General features: G+C 65.7%; 12 protein-coding genes. 8 read left to right on the top strand and 4 right to left on the bottom strand.

What is annotated here, in order from left to right:
* Window positions 1–221: 221 nt before the first annotated feature.
* The gene (locus tag CK489_RS42570; protein ID WP_283807239.1) at window positions 222–347 is read right to left on the bottom strand and encodes a hypothetical protein; all 126 of its coding nucleotides are present in this window, start codon (window positions 345–347) and stop codon (window positions 222–224) included.
* Window positions 348–451: 104 nt separating this feature from the next.
* Here CK489_RS42570 and CK489_RS02180 point away from each other — a divergent pair, with 104 nt between their 5' ends.
* From CK489_RS02180 to CK489_RS02205, 6 genes are all read left to right on the top strand, one after another.
* Window positions 452–772 carry a hypothetical protein gene (locus tag CK489_RS02180; RefSeq protein ID WP_095731115.1) on the top strand — a complete coding sequence of 107 codons (321 nt, stop codon included), beginning with the start codon at window positions 452–454 and terminating at the stop codon, window positions 770–772.
* A 245-nt stretch (window positions 773–1,017) separates the two neighbouring features.
* Window positions 1,018–1,764: an outer membrane protein gene (locus tag CK489_RS02185; RefSeq protein ID WP_095731116.1), complete on the top strand. Its 747-nt coding sequence runs from the start codon at window positions 1,018–1,020 to the stop codon at window positions 1,762–1,764.
* Window positions 1,765–1,981: 217 nt separating this feature from the next.
* A complete protein-coding gene (locus CK489_RS02190) occupies window positions 1,982–4,126 on the top strand; it encodes a methyl-accepting chemotaxis protein (RefSeq protein WP_095731117.1) in 2,145 nt (714 codons plus the stop codon).
* A gap of 130 nt (window positions 4,127–4,256) precedes the next feature.
* On the top strand, window positions 4,257–5,321 hold the full coding sequence (locus CK489_RS02195; RefSeq protein ID WP_095731118.1) for an MBL fold metallo-hydrolase: 1,065 nt from the start codon (window positions 4,257–4,259) through the stop codon (window positions 5,319–5,321).
* A gap of 180 nt (window positions 5,322–5,501) precedes the next feature.
* The gene (gene hemA, locus CK489_RS02200; protein WP_095731119.1) at window positions 5,502–6,731 is read left to right on the top strand and encodes a 5-aminolevulinate synthase; all 1,230 of its coding nucleotides are present in this window, start codon (window positions 5,502–5,504) and stop codon (window positions 6,729–6,731) included.
* Between the two features lie 114 nt (window positions 6,732–6,845).
* The gene (locus CK489_RS02205) at window positions 6,846–10,355 is read left to right on the top strand and encodes a PAS domain-containing hybrid sensor histidine kinase/response regulator (RefSeq protein WP_095731120.1); all 3,510 of its coding nucleotides are present in this window, start codon (window positions 6,846–6,848) and stop codon (window positions 10,353–10,355) included.
* Between the two features lie 21 nt (window positions 10,356–10,376).
* On the opposite strand, the gene CK489_RS02210 is transcribed toward CK489_RS02205, so the two are convergent.
* A complete protein-coding gene (locus CK489_RS02210) occupies window positions 10,377–11,783 on the bottom strand; it encodes an MFS transporter (RefSeq protein ID WP_158226396.1) in 1,407 nt (468 codons plus the stop codon).
* Between the two features lie 92 nt (window positions 11,784–11,875).
* Between CK489_RS02210 and CK489_RS02215 the strand changes: the two genes are divergently transcribed.
* Complete coding sequence (locus CK489_RS02215) at window positions 11,876–12,511, top strand: helix-turn-helix transcriptional regulator (protein ID WP_095731122.1); 636 nt, start codon at window positions 11,876–11,878, stop codon at window positions 12,509–12,511.
* Between the two features lie 99 nt (window positions 12,512–12,610).
* Here CK489_RS02215 and CK489_RS02220 read toward each other — a convergent pair whose 3' ends face one another.
* Entirely contained in the window at window positions 12,611–13,285 is a 675-nt protein-coding gene (locus tag CK489_RS02220; RefSeq protein WP_050630075.1) for a response regulator, read from the bottom strand.
* A gap of 309 nt (window positions 13,286–13,594) precedes the next feature.
* Between CK489_RS02220 and CK489_RS02225 the strand changes: the two genes are divergently transcribed.
* Window positions 13,595–15,259, top strand: coding sequence for an MFS transporter (locus CK489_RS02225; protein ID WP_050630074.1), 1,665 nt, complete (start codon window positions 13,595–13,597; stop codon window positions 15,257–15,259).
* Window positions 15,260–15,317: 58 nt separating this feature from the next.
* On the opposite strand, the gene CK489_RS02230 is transcribed toward CK489_RS02225, so the two are convergent.
* Window positions 15,318–15,791, bottom strand: a complete 474-nt coding sequence (locus tag CK489_RS02230; RefSeq protein ID WP_095731123.1) for a secondary thiamine-phosphate synthase enzyme YjbQ — start codon at window positions 15,789–15,791, stop codon at window positions 15,318–15,320.
* Window positions 15,792–15,882: the final 91 nt, after the last annotated feature.

Genomic DNA, 15,882 nt, shown 5'->3' on the forward strand with positions numbered 1-15,882 from the left:
TAACCGTGGTGTAACCGGCAACCTATTGACTTGACTGCTTTCGATCCTCCGATTAACCTCGCTATATCTCCAACCGTTTGATTTTTATCAACTTTCACTGATCAATTAGATCGGTCTCTCCCTTGGTAATGGAGAGGTCGACAGTTCAATCCTGTCTGGCAGCACCAGGATCTTCGCAAGCTATGGTCGTCACAAGCACGCGGCGGGTCGCGTGCCACGCATCAGTGCGCCAGCAGCGCACCTGCCCCGCCGATCATCAGCACGACGTAGAACGCGAACACACTGCCGACCCATTTCCAATCGATCTCTCCGTGCTCGGGGCTAAGGCTTTCGATGATGCCGTGCATGGTGGTTTTCCTTTGGAAATCGTCGCATGCGCGGCGTATAGCCTGCGCCTCGAGCACCGCATGTGACTCACTTCACATTTGCCATCGCGGAACGGACTGAGAGAGTGACCGGCCCAGAACTAAGAAAATTGCGCGACCATCTCGGCGAAGCGCTCGGCCGCAAGCTGACGGCGGCGGACATGGCGAAGCTGTGCGGGTTGCCGGCGGCCGGCGGGGCCGAAAAGCTCCGCAAGTGGGAAGTCACCGGTCCGACCCCGAAGGTCGCGGGCCTGCTGCGCGTGCTGGCGATGGCGAGCGAGCACTATCCGATCCTGGAGAAGTTCGACGTGTTCGATCGCCACGACGTTCCGGTCAAGGAACGCGCCGCGCGCCGCGAAGCGTTCCGCGAGCAGATCCGCGACGACGTGCGCAGGCGGCTCGATTGAGCAGCGTCCCGATGAGCCGATGCGGCTTGGTTAACGGGAGACGCGCGCCGTGCGCGGCGCGTTAAGCCTTCCGTCACTCCGCTTTAAGCGTTCGTTAGGCACAACAAAACGTTTCGCTGCGAAGGGTGCGACTTAACGCTCCAAGCCGTCTTTCGGTGAGAAATTTTATTCAAATGCGGTCTAACCCCTCGGCCATGGATGGCGCCACTCACGCTGCGCCTCATGACTTGTCCGGAGACTGCCTTATGAAGAAGTTCCTGCTCGCAACCGCAGCCGCAGCGGCTGCCCTCGCTGCCTTTGGCGCGACCGCTCACGCCGCCGACTTCAACCGCGGCTATTACCAGAAGGCGCCCGCGCCTGTTTACGCCGCACCGCTCTACAACTGGACCGGCTTCTATCTCGGCGGCCATCTCGGCGGCGTGTTCTCGGGCAGCAACAACGCCTTCAACGGCCTCGCGCTGACCAATTCCGATGCCCGCTTCATGGGCGGCGTGCAGGCCGGCTACGACTGGCAGCTGTCGCCGATGTGGGTGATCGGCGTCGAAGGCCAGTATTCCTGGCTCGGCGGTCACCAGCTTAACGCGATCTTCCCGGGTGGCTACGCCTACAACAACAACCAGCGCGGCATCGGCTCGATCACCGGCCGCGTCGGCTACACCTGGGGCCCGGGCATGATCTACGTGAAGGGCGGCTACGCCTATTCCGACAACAACGAGACGGTGACGCTCGGCGGCGCGCCGGTCGGCTTTGCGCTCACCGACAACCACAGCAACGGCTGGACCATCGGCGGCGGCGCCGAATACATGTTCGCGCCGAACTGGTCGGCCAAGGTCGAGTACCAGTACTACGACTTCGGCGACAGCCGCTTCGCCGCGCCGGCCGCGCTGGTGCCGGCCGGCAGCTTCCACAATGACGAGCACACCGTGAAGGCGGGCCTCAACTACCGCTTCAACCTCGGCAACCTCGGCGGCCCCGCCTACGGCCGCTACTGACGTTACACACCACAACCAAGAGTGGAGAGGCCGGCGCAAGCCGGCCTTTTTGCGTCCGATCGCGCGCATCGATTCCGCACAGCGAACCAAGCCGGTGCGCGGAAGCCCTAAAAATCCAGCAGATCGTCGCAATTTTCCCGATTTTGTTAACCCGCCGCACCGATACTCCCGCGCCGGGGAAACATCCAAGAGTAGTGGGCCAGGGGGTACGGGGGCAATGGCGTTTCGGTTCAAGCTCGGCAAACTCAATCTCAAGCGCATCCGCCTGCCGCAGATGGGCGTCAGGGGCAGCCTGTTCGCGGCATTCGCCGTGATCGCAGCCATGGCGCTGGTGATCAGCGCAGGGGCCGGCATCGTGCTGCATCGGCTCGGCGGCACCATGAGCGATCTCTCCGGCCGCGACATTCCGCGGCTTGCCGCGAGCCTGCAGCTCTCCGCGCAGAGCGCCTCGCTGGCAGCCCAGGGTCCCGGCCTGCTCGCCGTGCAGAGCGAGGATGCGCTGAATGAGCGCACCCAGAAAGTGCAGGAGGTCGCGCAGCAGACCAACGCCAAGCTTGGCGAGATCATCGAGCTCGGCGCCGACAAATCCGTCGTCAGCGCGCTGCAGGAAAACGTCAAGAACACCGACGAGGCGACCAAGAGCCTGATCTCGGCGGCGCGCGAGCGGCTCGAGGTCGGCGCGCTACGCGACAAGCAGTACAACGCGCTGCGCAAGGCGCAAGGCGCCTTCGCCTCCGCAGCCGGTCCCGCAATGCTCGACGCGCAGACCCGGCTCAACGCCATTCTCGCCTCGGCCGAGGTTTCCGCCGACGATGCCACCGAAGCGGCCCGCACCGTCGGGCAGATCAGCAACGTGCTGTCCATCGGCAATCTGATGGCCGCCGACATGACCGCGGCGCTGTCGGCCAATTCCAGCGAGACGCTCGATGCGATCGAGGCGGAGTTCAAGAAGGGCCGCGAACGCATCAAGTCGAACCTCGACGATCTGCCGAACAATCCGGCGATCGTCGCCGTGCGCGACACCGCGCAGAAGCTGCTCGTGCTCGGCGAAGGCAAGACCGGCGTGTTCAAGGTCCGCCAGAAGGAGCTCGACTCGATCGATTACGGCCAGACCATCCTGGAGGAGACCCGCAAGCTCAATGTTGGGCTCGGCATCAGCGTGCAGCAGCTGGTCGATGCGGTCCAGAAGGAGACCGACGCCTCGACCTTCCAGGCGCGGCAGCAGATCTCGCTCGCGACCACCGTCATGATCGGCCTCGGGGCGCTGACCTTGGTCGGCTCGTTCCTGTTCGTCTGGCTCTATGTCGGGCGCAACATCCTGCGCCGCATCCGCGGCCTGCAGCGCTCGATGCAGCTGTTGTCCGACGGCGACCTCGACACCGAGATCCCGCAGAGCCGCCAGCGCGACGAGATCGCCGTGATGGCCGACGCGCTGCAGGTGTTCCGCGAGAGCATGATCGAGAGCCGCGAGCTCACCGAGAACCAGAACAAGGACCGCTCCGCCAAGGCGGAGCGCGCCTCGCGCATGGAGACCCAGATCACGACGTTCGAATCGACGGTCCGCAACGCGCTCGGCAGCCTGCAGACCGCGGCAAACTCGATGCAGTCGACCGCGCAGAGCATGTCGGCGACCGCCGACCAGTCGAGCGCATTGGTCAACGCGGTGGCCTCGGCCGCCGAGGAGACCTCGGTCAACGTGCAGACGGTGTCGGCCGGCACCGAGGAGCTGTCGTCCTCGATCCAGGAGATCAGCCGCCAGGTCGTCACCTCGGCCGAGATCGCCCGCAAGGCCGTCGAAGAAGCCAGCGCCACCGACAGCACGATGCAGGGCCTTGCCGACAACGCCGCGCGGATCAGCGTCGTGGTCGATTTGATCCAGACCATCGCCTCGCAGACCAACCTCTTGGCGCTCAACGCCACCATCGAGGCGGCGCGCGCGGGCGAAGCCGGCCGCGGCTTTGCCGTGGTCGCCTCCGAGGTGAAGAACCTGGCGAGCCAGACCGCGAAAGCGACCGAGGAGATCCGCCAGCAGATCGTCAGCATGCAGGAGGTGACGACGACCGCGGTCTCCGCGATCCGCAACATCTCGAGCACGATCGGCGAGATCAACGACGTCACCACCGCGATCGCCGCCGCGGTCGAGGAGCAGGGCGCGGCGACCCGCGAGATCGCCCGCAACATCCAGCACGCTGCCGGCGGCACCAGCGAGGTGTCGAGCAACATCGTCGGCGTCTCGACCGCCTCGGCCGAGGCCGGCGCCGCCGCCGGCGAGGTGCTGAGCGCCTCCGACGCCTTGCGCCGCGAGGCCGACGTGCTGCGCTCGGAGATCGACGGTTTCCTGTCGAACATCCGCGCCGCCTAGCAGGGCTCTGTGCGATCCGTAGCCCGGCTTGATCCGGGCTACGGAATTCGGGCGCATCCGCACCCTTTTCTCCGGACGGCTATCTGATTTTCGGCTGGCGCGGCGGCCCATGTCCCGCTAAGCCCGTAGCATGGACAAGAAGACCGACAGCCTGCCTTCCTCGGCGGAGGCATTGCGATACCCCTGGGAGAACCACCCCGGCCACGACCAGGTCGTGGAGGTGGCGCCCGGCGTGCTGTGGGCGCGGCTGAAGCTGCCGTTCCGACTCAACCATGTGAACATCTATCTGCTCGCCGACGGCGACGGCTGGACCATGGTGGATGCCGGCTTCGGCAACGAGGAATCGATCGCGGCCTGGACCACGCTGTTCGAGGGACCGCTGAAGCACGTCAAGGTCAAGCGGCTGATCGTGACGCACTCGCATCCCGACCATGTCGGTCTCGCCGGCTGGATCACCGAGCGCTTCAACTGCCCGCTGTTCATGTCGCAGGTCGAGTACCTGCAATCGGTCTATCACCAGAACCGCGGCACCGAGGAACGGCGCAATGCGCAGCGGCTGTTCTTCCGCCGCCACGGCATGGACGAGGACCTCACCGAAAAGCTGCTCGGCCGCGGCCAGGACTATCTGAAGCGGGTGTCGGTGCTGCCGCCGTCCTATCACCGCCTGACCCATGGCGACGAAGTCGTGATCGGCTCAAGGCGCTTCAAGGTGATCACCGGCGGCGGACACGCGCTCGACCAGGTGATGCTGTATTGCGCCGCCGACAAGCTGTTCCTCTCCGCCGACCAGGTGCTGAGCAAGATCTCGCCCAATGTCAGCGTCTGGGCGGTCGAGCCCGAGCAGAACTCGCTCGGCGAATATCTGGCCTCGCTGGCGAGCCTGACCACGACCTTGCCCTATGACGTGATGGTGCTGCCCGGCCACGGCGTGCCGTTCTACGGGCTGAAGACCCGGATCAAGCAGCTCGCCGATCACCATGAGGAGCGCTGCCGGCTGATCGCCGAGGCCTGCCGCGAGGTGCCGCAGACCTCCAAGGAACTGGTGCCGGTGGTGTTCCACAAGCACGTGCTGGACGAGCACCAGATGGGCTTTGCCGCTGGCGAGCTGGTCGCCCATGTCAACTACATGCTGGTCGAGGGCCGCCTGACGGCCGAAATGCAAGGCGACGGCATGCTGCGCTTCAAGACGACCTGAACCCGCCGCGGGCGGCCGCCCCCGGCGATTTGAGCAAAATCAAACCAAATATCGCCAGATAGGGCAATTTGCCCAACTGCGACGCATGCCCAGATGTGGGCCAATGCATAGACATTAGAGCTGGAAAAGCTCTAAGAAGAAGCAGTCATTCCGGTCAGGTTCCGCTTTCTGGGTTTGCCGATGGATTACAGCCAGTTCTTCAATTCCGCCCTCAATCTTCTGCATGAGGAGCGGCGCTACCGGGTGTTCGCCGACCTCGAACGGATCGCGGGACGTTTCCCGCACGCGACCTGGCATTCGCCGAAGGGCAGCCGCAACGTCGTGATCTGGTGCTCCAACGACTATCTCGGCATGGGCCAGCACCCCAAGGTGGTCGGCGCCATGGTCGAGACCGCGACCCGGGTCGGCACCGGCGCCGGCGGCACCCGCAACATCGCCGGCACCCATCATCCCCTGGTGGCGCTCGAGGCGGAGCTCGCCGATCTGCACGGCAAGCAAGCCTCGCTGCTGTTCACCTCGGGCTATGTCTCGAACCAGACCGGCATCTCGACGCTCGCCAAGCTGATCCCGAACTGCCTGATCCTGTCGGACGCGCTGAACCACAATTCGATGATCGAAGGCGTGCGCCAGGCCGGCTGCGAACGCCAGATCTTCCGCCACAACGACGTCGCGCATCTCGAGGAGCTCCTGATCGCCGCCGGTCCCGATCGGCCGAAGCTGATCGTCTGCGAGAGCCTGTATTCGATGGACGGCGACGTCGCGCCGCTCGGCAAGATCTGCGATCTCGCCGAGAAATACGGCGCCATGACCTATGTCGACGAGGTCCATGCGGTCGGCATGTACGGCCCGCGCGGCGGCGGCATTGCCGAGCGCGACGGCGTGATGCACCGGGTCGATATCGTCGAGGGCACGCTCGCCAAGGCGTTCGGGTGCCTCGGCGGCTACATCGCGGGCAAGGCCGAAGTCATCGATGCGGTGCGTTCCTACGCGCCGGGCTTCATCTTCACGACCGCGCTGCCGCCGGCGATCTGCTCGGCCGCGACCGCCGCGATCCGCCATCTCAAGACCTCGAGCTGGGAGCGCGAGCGCCACCAGGACCGCGCCGCACGGACCAAGGCGATCCTGACCGCCGCCGGCCTGCCGGTGATGTCGAGCGACACCCATATCGTGCCGCTGTTCGTCGGCGATCCCGAGAAGTGCAAGCGGGCCTCCGACCTGCTGCTCGAGGAGCACGGCATCTACATCCAGCCGATCAACTACCCGACGGTGGCCAAGGGCACCGAGCGGCTGCGCATCACCCCCTCGCCCTACCATGACGACGGCCTGATCGATGGGCTGGCCGAAGCCCTGCTCCAGGTCTGGGACCGGCTCGGCCTGCCCCTGCACCAGAAGTCGCTGGCCGCCGAGTAACCCTATCCGTTACGGGTCCCGAATTTGGGCCGGCCGTGCATCGCATGGCCGGCCCTTTGCGTTATAATCCTGCGACCCGGCCCTCCCAGCGGCCGGGACAGGAGATGAGCAGCGATGCTGCACGACTGGGGCGTCATCGCCACGGCGTTCGCCTACATCGGATTGTTGTTCTTCATTGCCAGCCGCGGCGACCGGATGTCGGCGGGCGAGCGCGGCCGCGCCAGCCAGTGGATCTATCCGCTGTCGCTGGCGATCTACTGCACCTCCTGGACCTTCTTCGGCTCGGTCGGCTTCGCCACCCGCACCAGCGTCGACTTCCTGGCGATCTATGTCGGCCCGATCGTGATGGTCGGGCTGTGCACGCCGCTGCTCCGCCGCGTGATTGCGCTCGCCAAGTCGCAGAACATCACCTCGATCGCCGACTTCATCGCCGCCCGCTACGGCAAGAGCCAGGCGGTCGCCGCGACGGTGGCGCTGATCGCGATCATCGGCTCGGTGCCCTACATCGCGCTGCAGCTCAAGGCGATGGCCTCGTCTCTGGAAACCATCCTGAGCGAGGACCAGGCGTTCTCGAAAATCCCCGTGATCGGCGACATTGCGCTGATGGTGACGCTGGCGATGGCGGTGTTCGCGGTACTGTTCGGCACCCGCCACACCGACGCGACCGAGCACCAGCACGGGCTGATCCTGGCAATCGCCGCCGAATCCATCGTCAAGCTGGTCGCCTTCATCGCCGCCGGCGCCTTCGTCACCTTCTGGATGTTCTCCCCGGTCGAACTCTACGAGCGCGCGCTGAAGACGCCGGAGGCGGTGCGTGCGATCGAATATGTGCCGTCGATCGGCAACTTCCTGATCATGACGCTGCTGTCGTTCTGCGCGGTCATGCTGCTGCCGCGCCAGTTCCATGTCAGCGTGGTCGAGAATTCGACCGGCGCGGAAGTCACGAGGGCGCGCTGGCTATTCCCACTCTACCTCATCGCCATCAACGTGTTCGTGATCCCGATCGCGATCGCAGGCCTCGTCATCTTCCCGTTCGGCGCGGTCGATGCCGACATGTTCGTGCTGGCGCTGCCGATCGAGGGCAATGCGCAATTGCTGAGCCTTGCGGTGTTCGTCGGCGGGCTGTCGGCGGCGACCGCGATGGTGATCGTCGAATGCGTCGCGCTGTCGATCATGGTCTCCAACGACATCGTGCTGCCGCTGGTGCTGCCGCGCAGCGACGACGCCCGCATCGGCCAGAAGGATTTCGGCGATTTCCTGCTCAAGGCGCGCCGCTTCTCGATCTTCGCCATCATGGTGATGGCGTATTTCTACTATCGCGCGCTCGGCAACACCCAGCTGGTGGCGATCGGCCTGTTGTCCTTTGCCGCGATCACCCAGCTCGCGCCGGCCTTCTTCGGCGGCCTGTTCTGGCGCCGGGCCACCGCGCGCGGCGCGATGGCGGGCATGCTGGTCGGCTTCGCGATGTGGCTCTACACGCTGTTCATCCCGAGCTTCCTGGAGAATTCGACCGCCGGCCTGATGCTGCTGCAGCATGGGCCGTTCGGGATCGAGGCGCTGCGGCCGCAGGCGCTGTTCGGCGCTGATTTGCCGCCGCTGCTGCACGGCGTGCTGTGGAGCCTTGCGCTCAATATCCTCACCTACGTGCTGTTCTCGCTGGCGCGCGCACCGTCCTCGATCGAGTTGTTGCAGGCCGATGTGTTCGTGCCCAATGCGCTGGCTCCGATCGCACCGAGCTTCCGGCGCTGGCGCACCACGGTGACGGTGCAGGACATCGAGAGCACGGTGAGGCAATATCTCGGCCCCGACCGCACCCGCGAGGCGTTCGCCTCGTTCGCCGTCGACCGCAACATCGTGCTGCTGGCGGCGGCACCGGCCGATTTCGAACTGTTGCAGCACGCCGAGCGGCTGATCGCCTCCTCGATCGGGGCGGCGTCCTCGCGCCTCGTGATGTCGCTGCTGCTGCAACGGCGCACGGTGTCGGCCAAGGCCGCGCTGAAACTGCTCGACGATTCCCACGCCGCGCTGCATTTCAACCGCGAAATCCTGCAGACCGCGCTCAATCACGTCCGCCAGGGCATCGCGGTGTTCGACGCCGACCTGCAGCTGATCTGCTCCAACCGCCAGTTCTCCGAACTGCTCGCCCTGCCGCCGCATCTGGTGCAGCTCGGCATACCCCTGCCCGAGATCCTCGAATTCATGGGCGCGATCAGTCCGCCGCCGGCCGGCGACAGCGACAACCTGCTGCAACTGCGGCTGCGCGCCTACACCACCGAGGGCGAGCCCTATCTGGAACGCTTCACCGACCGCCATCTGGTGATCGAGGTGCGCGCCAACCGGATGCCGGGCGGTGGGCTCGTCATCACCTTCTCCGACGTCACGCCGAGCTTCGAGGCCGCCGAGGCGCTGGAACGCGCCAATGCAACGCTGGAGAAGCGGGTGCGCGACCGCACCGAGGAGTTGACCCGGCTGAACTCGGAGCTCGCGCTCGCCAAGGGCATCGCGGAGGACGCCAACGCCTCCAAGACGCGCTTCCTGGCGGCCGCCAGCCACGACATCCTGCAGCCGCTCAACGCGGCGCGGCTCTATGTCACGAGCCTGGTCGAGCGCCAGAACGGCGGCGAGGATTCGCGGCTGGTCGAGAACATCGACGACTCGCTCGAGGCGATCGAGGACATCCTGGGCGCGCTGCTCGACATCTCCAGGCTCGATGCCGGCGCCATGACGCCGGCGATCACGAGCTTCCGGATGGCCGATCTGATGCGCTCGCTGGAGATCGAGTTCATGCCGATCGCGCGCGACAAGGGCCTCGATCTGCGCTTCGTGGCCTGCTCGCTGCCGGTCGAATCCGACCGCTCGCTGCTGCGCCGGCTGTTGCAGAACTTCATCTCCAACGCGATCAAATATACCCCGCGCGGCCGCGTGCTGATCGGCTGCCGCCGCCGCGGCGACGCGCTCCAGATCAGCATCTTCGACACCGGCGTCGGCATCCCGGTGCAGAAGCGCGGCGAGATCTTCAAGGAGTTCCATCGCCTCGAGCAGGGCGCCCGGATCGCCCGCGGCCTCGGCCTTGGACTGTCGATCGTCGAGCGGCTGGCGCGCGTGCTCAACCACCGCATCGCGATCTCGGCCAATGTCAGCGGCGGCTCGGCGTTCTCGGTCACCGTGCCGGTCGCGACCGCCGTCAACCATACCGCGGCCGTCACCAGCGCCACCCCGCTGTCGAAGACGCCGATGAGCGGCTCGCTGATCGTCTGCATCGAGAACGATCCCGCCATTCTCGACGGCATGAAGACGCTGCTGACGGCGTGGGACGCCGAGGTGATCGCGGTGCTCGATGCCGATGGCGCGATCAGCGCGATCGAGGCCGCCGGCGGCCGCGTCACCGGCGTCCTGGTCGACTATCACCTCGACCGCGGCACCGGCGTCGCCGCAATCCGCGAGATCCGCCGCCGCTTCGGCGACAACATCCCGGCGATCCTGATCACCGCCGACCGCAGCCCGGCCGTGCGCGCCGCCGCGCGCGAGGAAAACATCGCCGTGCTGAACAAGCCGGTCAAACCGGCCTCGCTGCGCGCGCTGCTCGGGCAGTGGCGGACGCAGCAGATGGTGGCGGCGGAGTAATCTCCGCCTGTTCCGAAGCGCTCACCCGCGCCGGCGCAGGGCACGCAGGCGCAGCCCCGCAACAAAAGCGAGCATGGCCCACGCGACGAAGCTTGCCGGCACCCAGAACGCCGCGCGCTCCATCGTCGCGTCCGCAACCGCCGCCGCCAGTCCGCTGGCATTGGCGACCAATCCGGCGATCGCGGCACCGAATGCAAATCCCATCTGCTGGATGGTAGGCACCGATGACGCCGCAACCACCTCGTCGCCCGGCCTGGCGCTGTCCATGATGCGATGCGCGACCAGCGGCCAGCATTGCCCGATGCCTGCGCCCAGCAGTGCGATGGCCGGAATCAGCAGCACGACGGACGCCGTCGCATTCGGACCGAGCAGCGCGATTGCCATCAGGCTTGCTCCCATCATCGCCGGACCGATCAGCATCAAACGGTCGGCCCAGCGGCTCGAGACGCCGGCCGTCAGGATCGAGGCCACGCTCCACCCCATCGACGCACAAGCAACGGCAAATCCGGCCGAGAGCGGGTCGAAGCCATGCAATTGCTGCAGGAACATCGGCACGTAGATCTGGAGCGGGCTGAAGGTGACGCAGAGCAGCAGCGCGACCCAGAGGCCGATGCCGGTTCCGCTGCGCCAGGAGAATGCGTCACTCGGCAGCAGCCGCGTGGGCGCGGTGCGGTCAAGCCGCAGCATCGCGACAAACGCCAGGATTGCGGTGATGATCAGCCCGAGCTTCAGCCATGACGACCCCACGGCAGACGTGACCGACGTCGCGGCAATCGCAAGACAGATCAGCGCGACGCGGCCGAGCGGCATGCGCGCCGCAGACGTCGGCCTCGCCGCGGCGGCAGGCGACAGGACGAAAAAGGCTGCGATCGCGAGCACGACGGCGCTCACGGCGCTCGCGACAAAGGCGCCGCGCCAGCTGGCGAAATGCGCGAACAGTCCGCCGACCAGCGGCCCGATCAGCACCGACATGCTCCAGCTCATCGACATCACGGCGATGGTTCGCGACCACATACGCTCGGGAAAGGTGGCGCGCACCAGCACATAGGCCACCGCGGCCTCCAAACCACCGCCAAATCCCTGGATCAGCCGGCCGGCCACGATCCACCCCATCGCCGGGGCTAGCGAACACAACACGGCGCCGAGGCCGAAGATCACGACCCCGCCACAATAGACCCGACGCGCACCGAAGGCGGTCGAAAGCACGCCGACGCAGCTTGCCGCGACAATGGAGGAAGCCAGATAGGCGGTGGTCGGCCAGCTCAGCATCGCGACGCCGCCGAGCTCGCCGACGATCGAAGGCAACACCGTCGTCAGCATCAGCACGTTCATGGATTGCAGCAGGACGCCGCCGAGCAGGATGGCGAGTGTCGGAATCCATTCGCGCTTGAGCAGCGATCGCCACCCCTGAACCACGGCCTGCTTCATGTCGGAAGCCTCCTTCCGGACCGACGCTCCGGCAGTTGCCTGCGATAGCAATCGTGTTATTTTAGATAGCATCTTGTTTCTAAAATATTCCCATGAGTCAAGACGACCCCCGAACCCAGGACCGCATCCTGTTCCAGTTGAAGACGCGCGGCCCGCAGACCGCCGCTGAGGTCGGCGCGCGCCTCGAGATGACGTCGGCCGGCGCGCGCCAGCACCTCGTCAAGCTCGAGGCGGCCGGCCTCGTCGAAAGCGACAACCAGCGGGAGGGCCGCGGGCGGCCGCGGAAGTACTGGCGGCTGACGCCGCGCGGTCACGAGCGCTTCCCCGACCGCCATTCCGACCTCACGCTCGACCTGCTGCGCTCGATGCACGAGGTGTTTGGCGAGCGCGGCCTGGAGACGCTGATCGAGCACCGGGAACGCGCCGCCATCGCCGACTACCTCACGGCGGTCGGCACGGAGGGCTCGCTGCGCCAGAGGCTGGCGTCGCTGGCCCGCCTGCGCAGCCGGGAAGGTTATATGGCGAGTGTGCTCAAGCGCGCGGACGGCTTTCTTCTGATCGAGAACCACTGTCCGATCTGCGCCGCGGCGGCGGCCTGCCAGGGTCTTTGCCGTTCGGAGCTTGCGGTGTTTCGCGCCGTTCTGGGCCCCGATGTCGTGATCGAACGCGTCGATCACATCCTCGCCGGTGCGCGGCGCTGCGCCTACCGCGTCACGCCGGTCCGCTAGAGCATTTTCGAGCGACGTCGGCGCCGGTTCACGTGAAGGGAACGGGTCAACGAGAATCCAGGGCTTCTGGGTTCGATCAGAACCGAAGACGCTCCGGGGTCAGCTCGACGGCGTGCCCTGGCGCCATTGGCCACCGGCGATCTTGGCGGCGGCGATCACGGCCTGCGTCCGGCTTTCGACGCCGAGCTTCTGCAAAATGGCCGAGACATGGGCCTTGATGGTCGCTTCGGAGACGCCGAGCTCGTAGGCGATCTGCTTGTTGAGCAGCCCTTCGGACAGCATCATCAGCACCCGCACCTGCTGCGGGGTCAGCGTCACCAGGCGGTCGCGCAGCCGCGTCATGTCGGGATCGCCGGCGGCCGACAGATCGGTGTCCGGCGGAACCCAGACGTCGCCCTCCATCACCTTCATGATGGCATCGCGCAGCGTCTCGACGCCGAAACGCTTGGGAATGAAACCGGAGGCACCGAAGTCGAGCGAGCGACGGATGGTTCCGGCATCGTCGCTGGCCGAGACTATAACCACCGGAATGGCCGGGTATTGCGCGCGCAGATAGATCAGGCCGGAAAAGCCGCTGATCCCGGGCATGCTGAGGTCGAGCAGGATCAGGTCGACCTCGGAGTCCCGCTCCAAGAGCGCAGTCAGGTCCTCGAACGATCCGGCCTCGCTGATCGTGGCCGAACTCACGACGCTCGACACCGCCTGGCGCAACGCATCGCGGAACAGCGGATGGTCGTCGGCGATGACAAGATGAGTATTGGCAGCAGCAGTCATCTCAGTCCCACAAGCGGGCAAGCCCGCGACGCTCGGTTGTCGCCCGCGCGGCAGTATCACGCAAGGGCTTGCAAATACCAGATGCCAACGCAGTTAACCCGCCCAGCTTGTGCGCCGCAATAGACGCACGCGGGGGCGTTCCATCCAGCGCTCGCCTCCCAGGATAAGTTCAAGCGTGCAAAAGCCAAAAGTCTTATTGGGACGGGTTTCACTGCGATGTTACCCTCAACTTAAGCCTAACGCTCATTTGAGCGTAACCCGCCAGCCGGGGGCGAGCATGGCAACAATAGTTCGGGGGGAGCAATCCAGATGTCCACAATGACTGCAACTTCGGCGCGGCCCGCCGGCATGACGAAGGATGAGCGGTTCGTCATCCTCGCGTCGTCGCTCGGCACCGTGTTCGAGTGGTATGATTTCTATCTCTACGGTTCACTGGCCGGAATCATCGGCGCACAGTTCTTCTCCGACTATCCGCCGGCGACCCGCGACATCTTCGCGTTGCTGGCCTTCGCCGCAGGCTTCCTGGTCCGCCCGTTCGGCGCGATCGTGTTCGGCCGGGTCGGCGACATCGTCGGCCGCAAGTACACCTTCCTGGTCACCATCCTGATCATGGGCTTGTCGACCTTCATCGTCGGCCTCTTGCCCAACGCCAAGACCATCGGCATCGCCGCGCCGATCATCCTGATCTCGCTCCGCCTGTTGCAGGGCCTCGCGCTCGGCGGCGAATATGGCGGTGCGGCGACCTATGTCGCCGAGCACGCACCGCCCGGCAGGCGCGGCTACTACACCTCGTTCATCCAGACCACGGCAACGCTGGGTCTGTTCCTGTCGCTGCTGGTGATCCTGTTCACCCGCACCTTCACCGGCGAGAAGGATTTCGCCGAGTGGGGCTGGCGCATTCCGTTCCTGGTGTCGGTGCTGCTGCTCGGCATCTCGGTCTGGATCCGCATGCGGTTGAACGAATCGCCGGTGTTCCAGCGCATGAAGGAGGAGGGCAAGACCTCCAAGGCGCCGCTGACCGAAGCCTTCGGCAACTGGGCCAACGCCAAGATCGTGATCCTCGCACTGCTCGGCCTCACCATGGGCCAGGCGGTGATCTGGTACACCGGCCAGTTCTACGCGCTGTTCTTCCTGCAAGCGATCCTGAAGGTCGACGGCTATACCGCCAACCTCCTGATCGCCTGGGCGCTGCTGCTCGGCACCGGCTTCTTCCTGGTGTTCGGCGCGCTGTCGGATCGGATCGGCCGCAAGCCGATCATCCTGGCGGGCTGCCTGATCGGCGCGCTCACCTTGTTCCCGATCTTCAAGATGATCACGACCAACGCCAACCCGGCGCTGGAAAAGGCCTATGAGACGGTCAAGGTGCAGGTGGTTGCGGATCCCGCGGGCTGCGGCGACCTGTTCAATCCGGTCGGCACCCGCGTCTTCACGGCGCCTTGCGACACCGCCCGCGCCTTCCTCGCCCAGTCGTCGGTGAAGTACTCCACCGTGCCGGGCCCCGCCGGCTCGCCGGTAAAGATCGTGGTCAACGACAAGGAGGTGCCCTACACGGACGCCAAGACGTCGAACCCCGCGATCACGGCGGCGGTGCAGGCGGCGGGCTATCCGAAGGCAGGTGACGCAGGCATCGTGAAGATGTCGCACCCGTTCGACATCTTCCGTCCGCAGGTGGCTTCGATCATCGGATTGCTGTTCATCCTGGTGCTCTACGTCACCATGGTCTACGGCCCGATCGCAGCCATGCTGGTCGAACTGTTCCCGACCCGCATCCGCTACACCTCGATGTCGCTGCCCTACCACATCGGCAACGGCTGGTTCGGCGGCCTGCTCCCGGCGACCGCGTTCGCGATCACCGCCTCGACCGGCGATATCTACTCCGGTCTTTGGTATCCGATCATCTTCGCGGCGATCACCGTCGTGGTCGGCGCCCTCTTCATTCCGGAAACCAAGGACGTCGACATCACCAAGACCTGACGGTCGACGGATCAGTCAAAATGCATCGGCCGCGGAGCGATCCGCGGCCGATGTCGTTTCAGCGCGCGGCGCCGATGAATTGCAGCACGATCTCGCGCCGGTGCGGCCGGGCGCGATGCTCGATCAGATAGATGCCCTGCCAAGTGCCGAGCGCCATCTCGCCATCGAGCACCGGGACTTGCAGCGAGGTCGCCGTCAGCATGGTCTTGATATGCGCTGGCATGTCATCGGGCCCCTCGGTGTCGTGGCGCCAGCCGCCGTCTTCGGGCGCGGCGCGGTCGAGCGCCGTCATCAGGTCGGCCAGCACGGTCGGATCGGCATTCTCCTGGATCGTCAGCGAGGCCGAGGTATGGCGGATGAACAGCGTCACCGCGCCCTCGCCCGCGCGCACCTCGCGCAGGAATCTTGCCACCTCGCGCGTGATGTCGGTGAAGCCTGCGCCCTGCGTTTCGACCGTCAGACGCGACGAGACGATGCTGGTTGCCGCGACGGAGGATGGCGCCGAGCGCGACATTGTTCTCGGTGAGGTCATCTGAGCTCTTTCAACCTGTCGTCCCGGCGAAGGCCGGGACCCATACTCCGCGGCCCCTCAAGTTCGAAGACTCGGAGTGGACATTCTTTGT

This window comes from Bradyrhizobium sp. UFLA03-84 (assembly GCF_002289535.1).
Taxonomy (GTDB): Bacteria; Pseudomonadota; Alphaproteobacteria; order Rhizobiales; family Xanthobacteraceae; genus Bradyrhizobium; species Bradyrhizobium viridifuturi.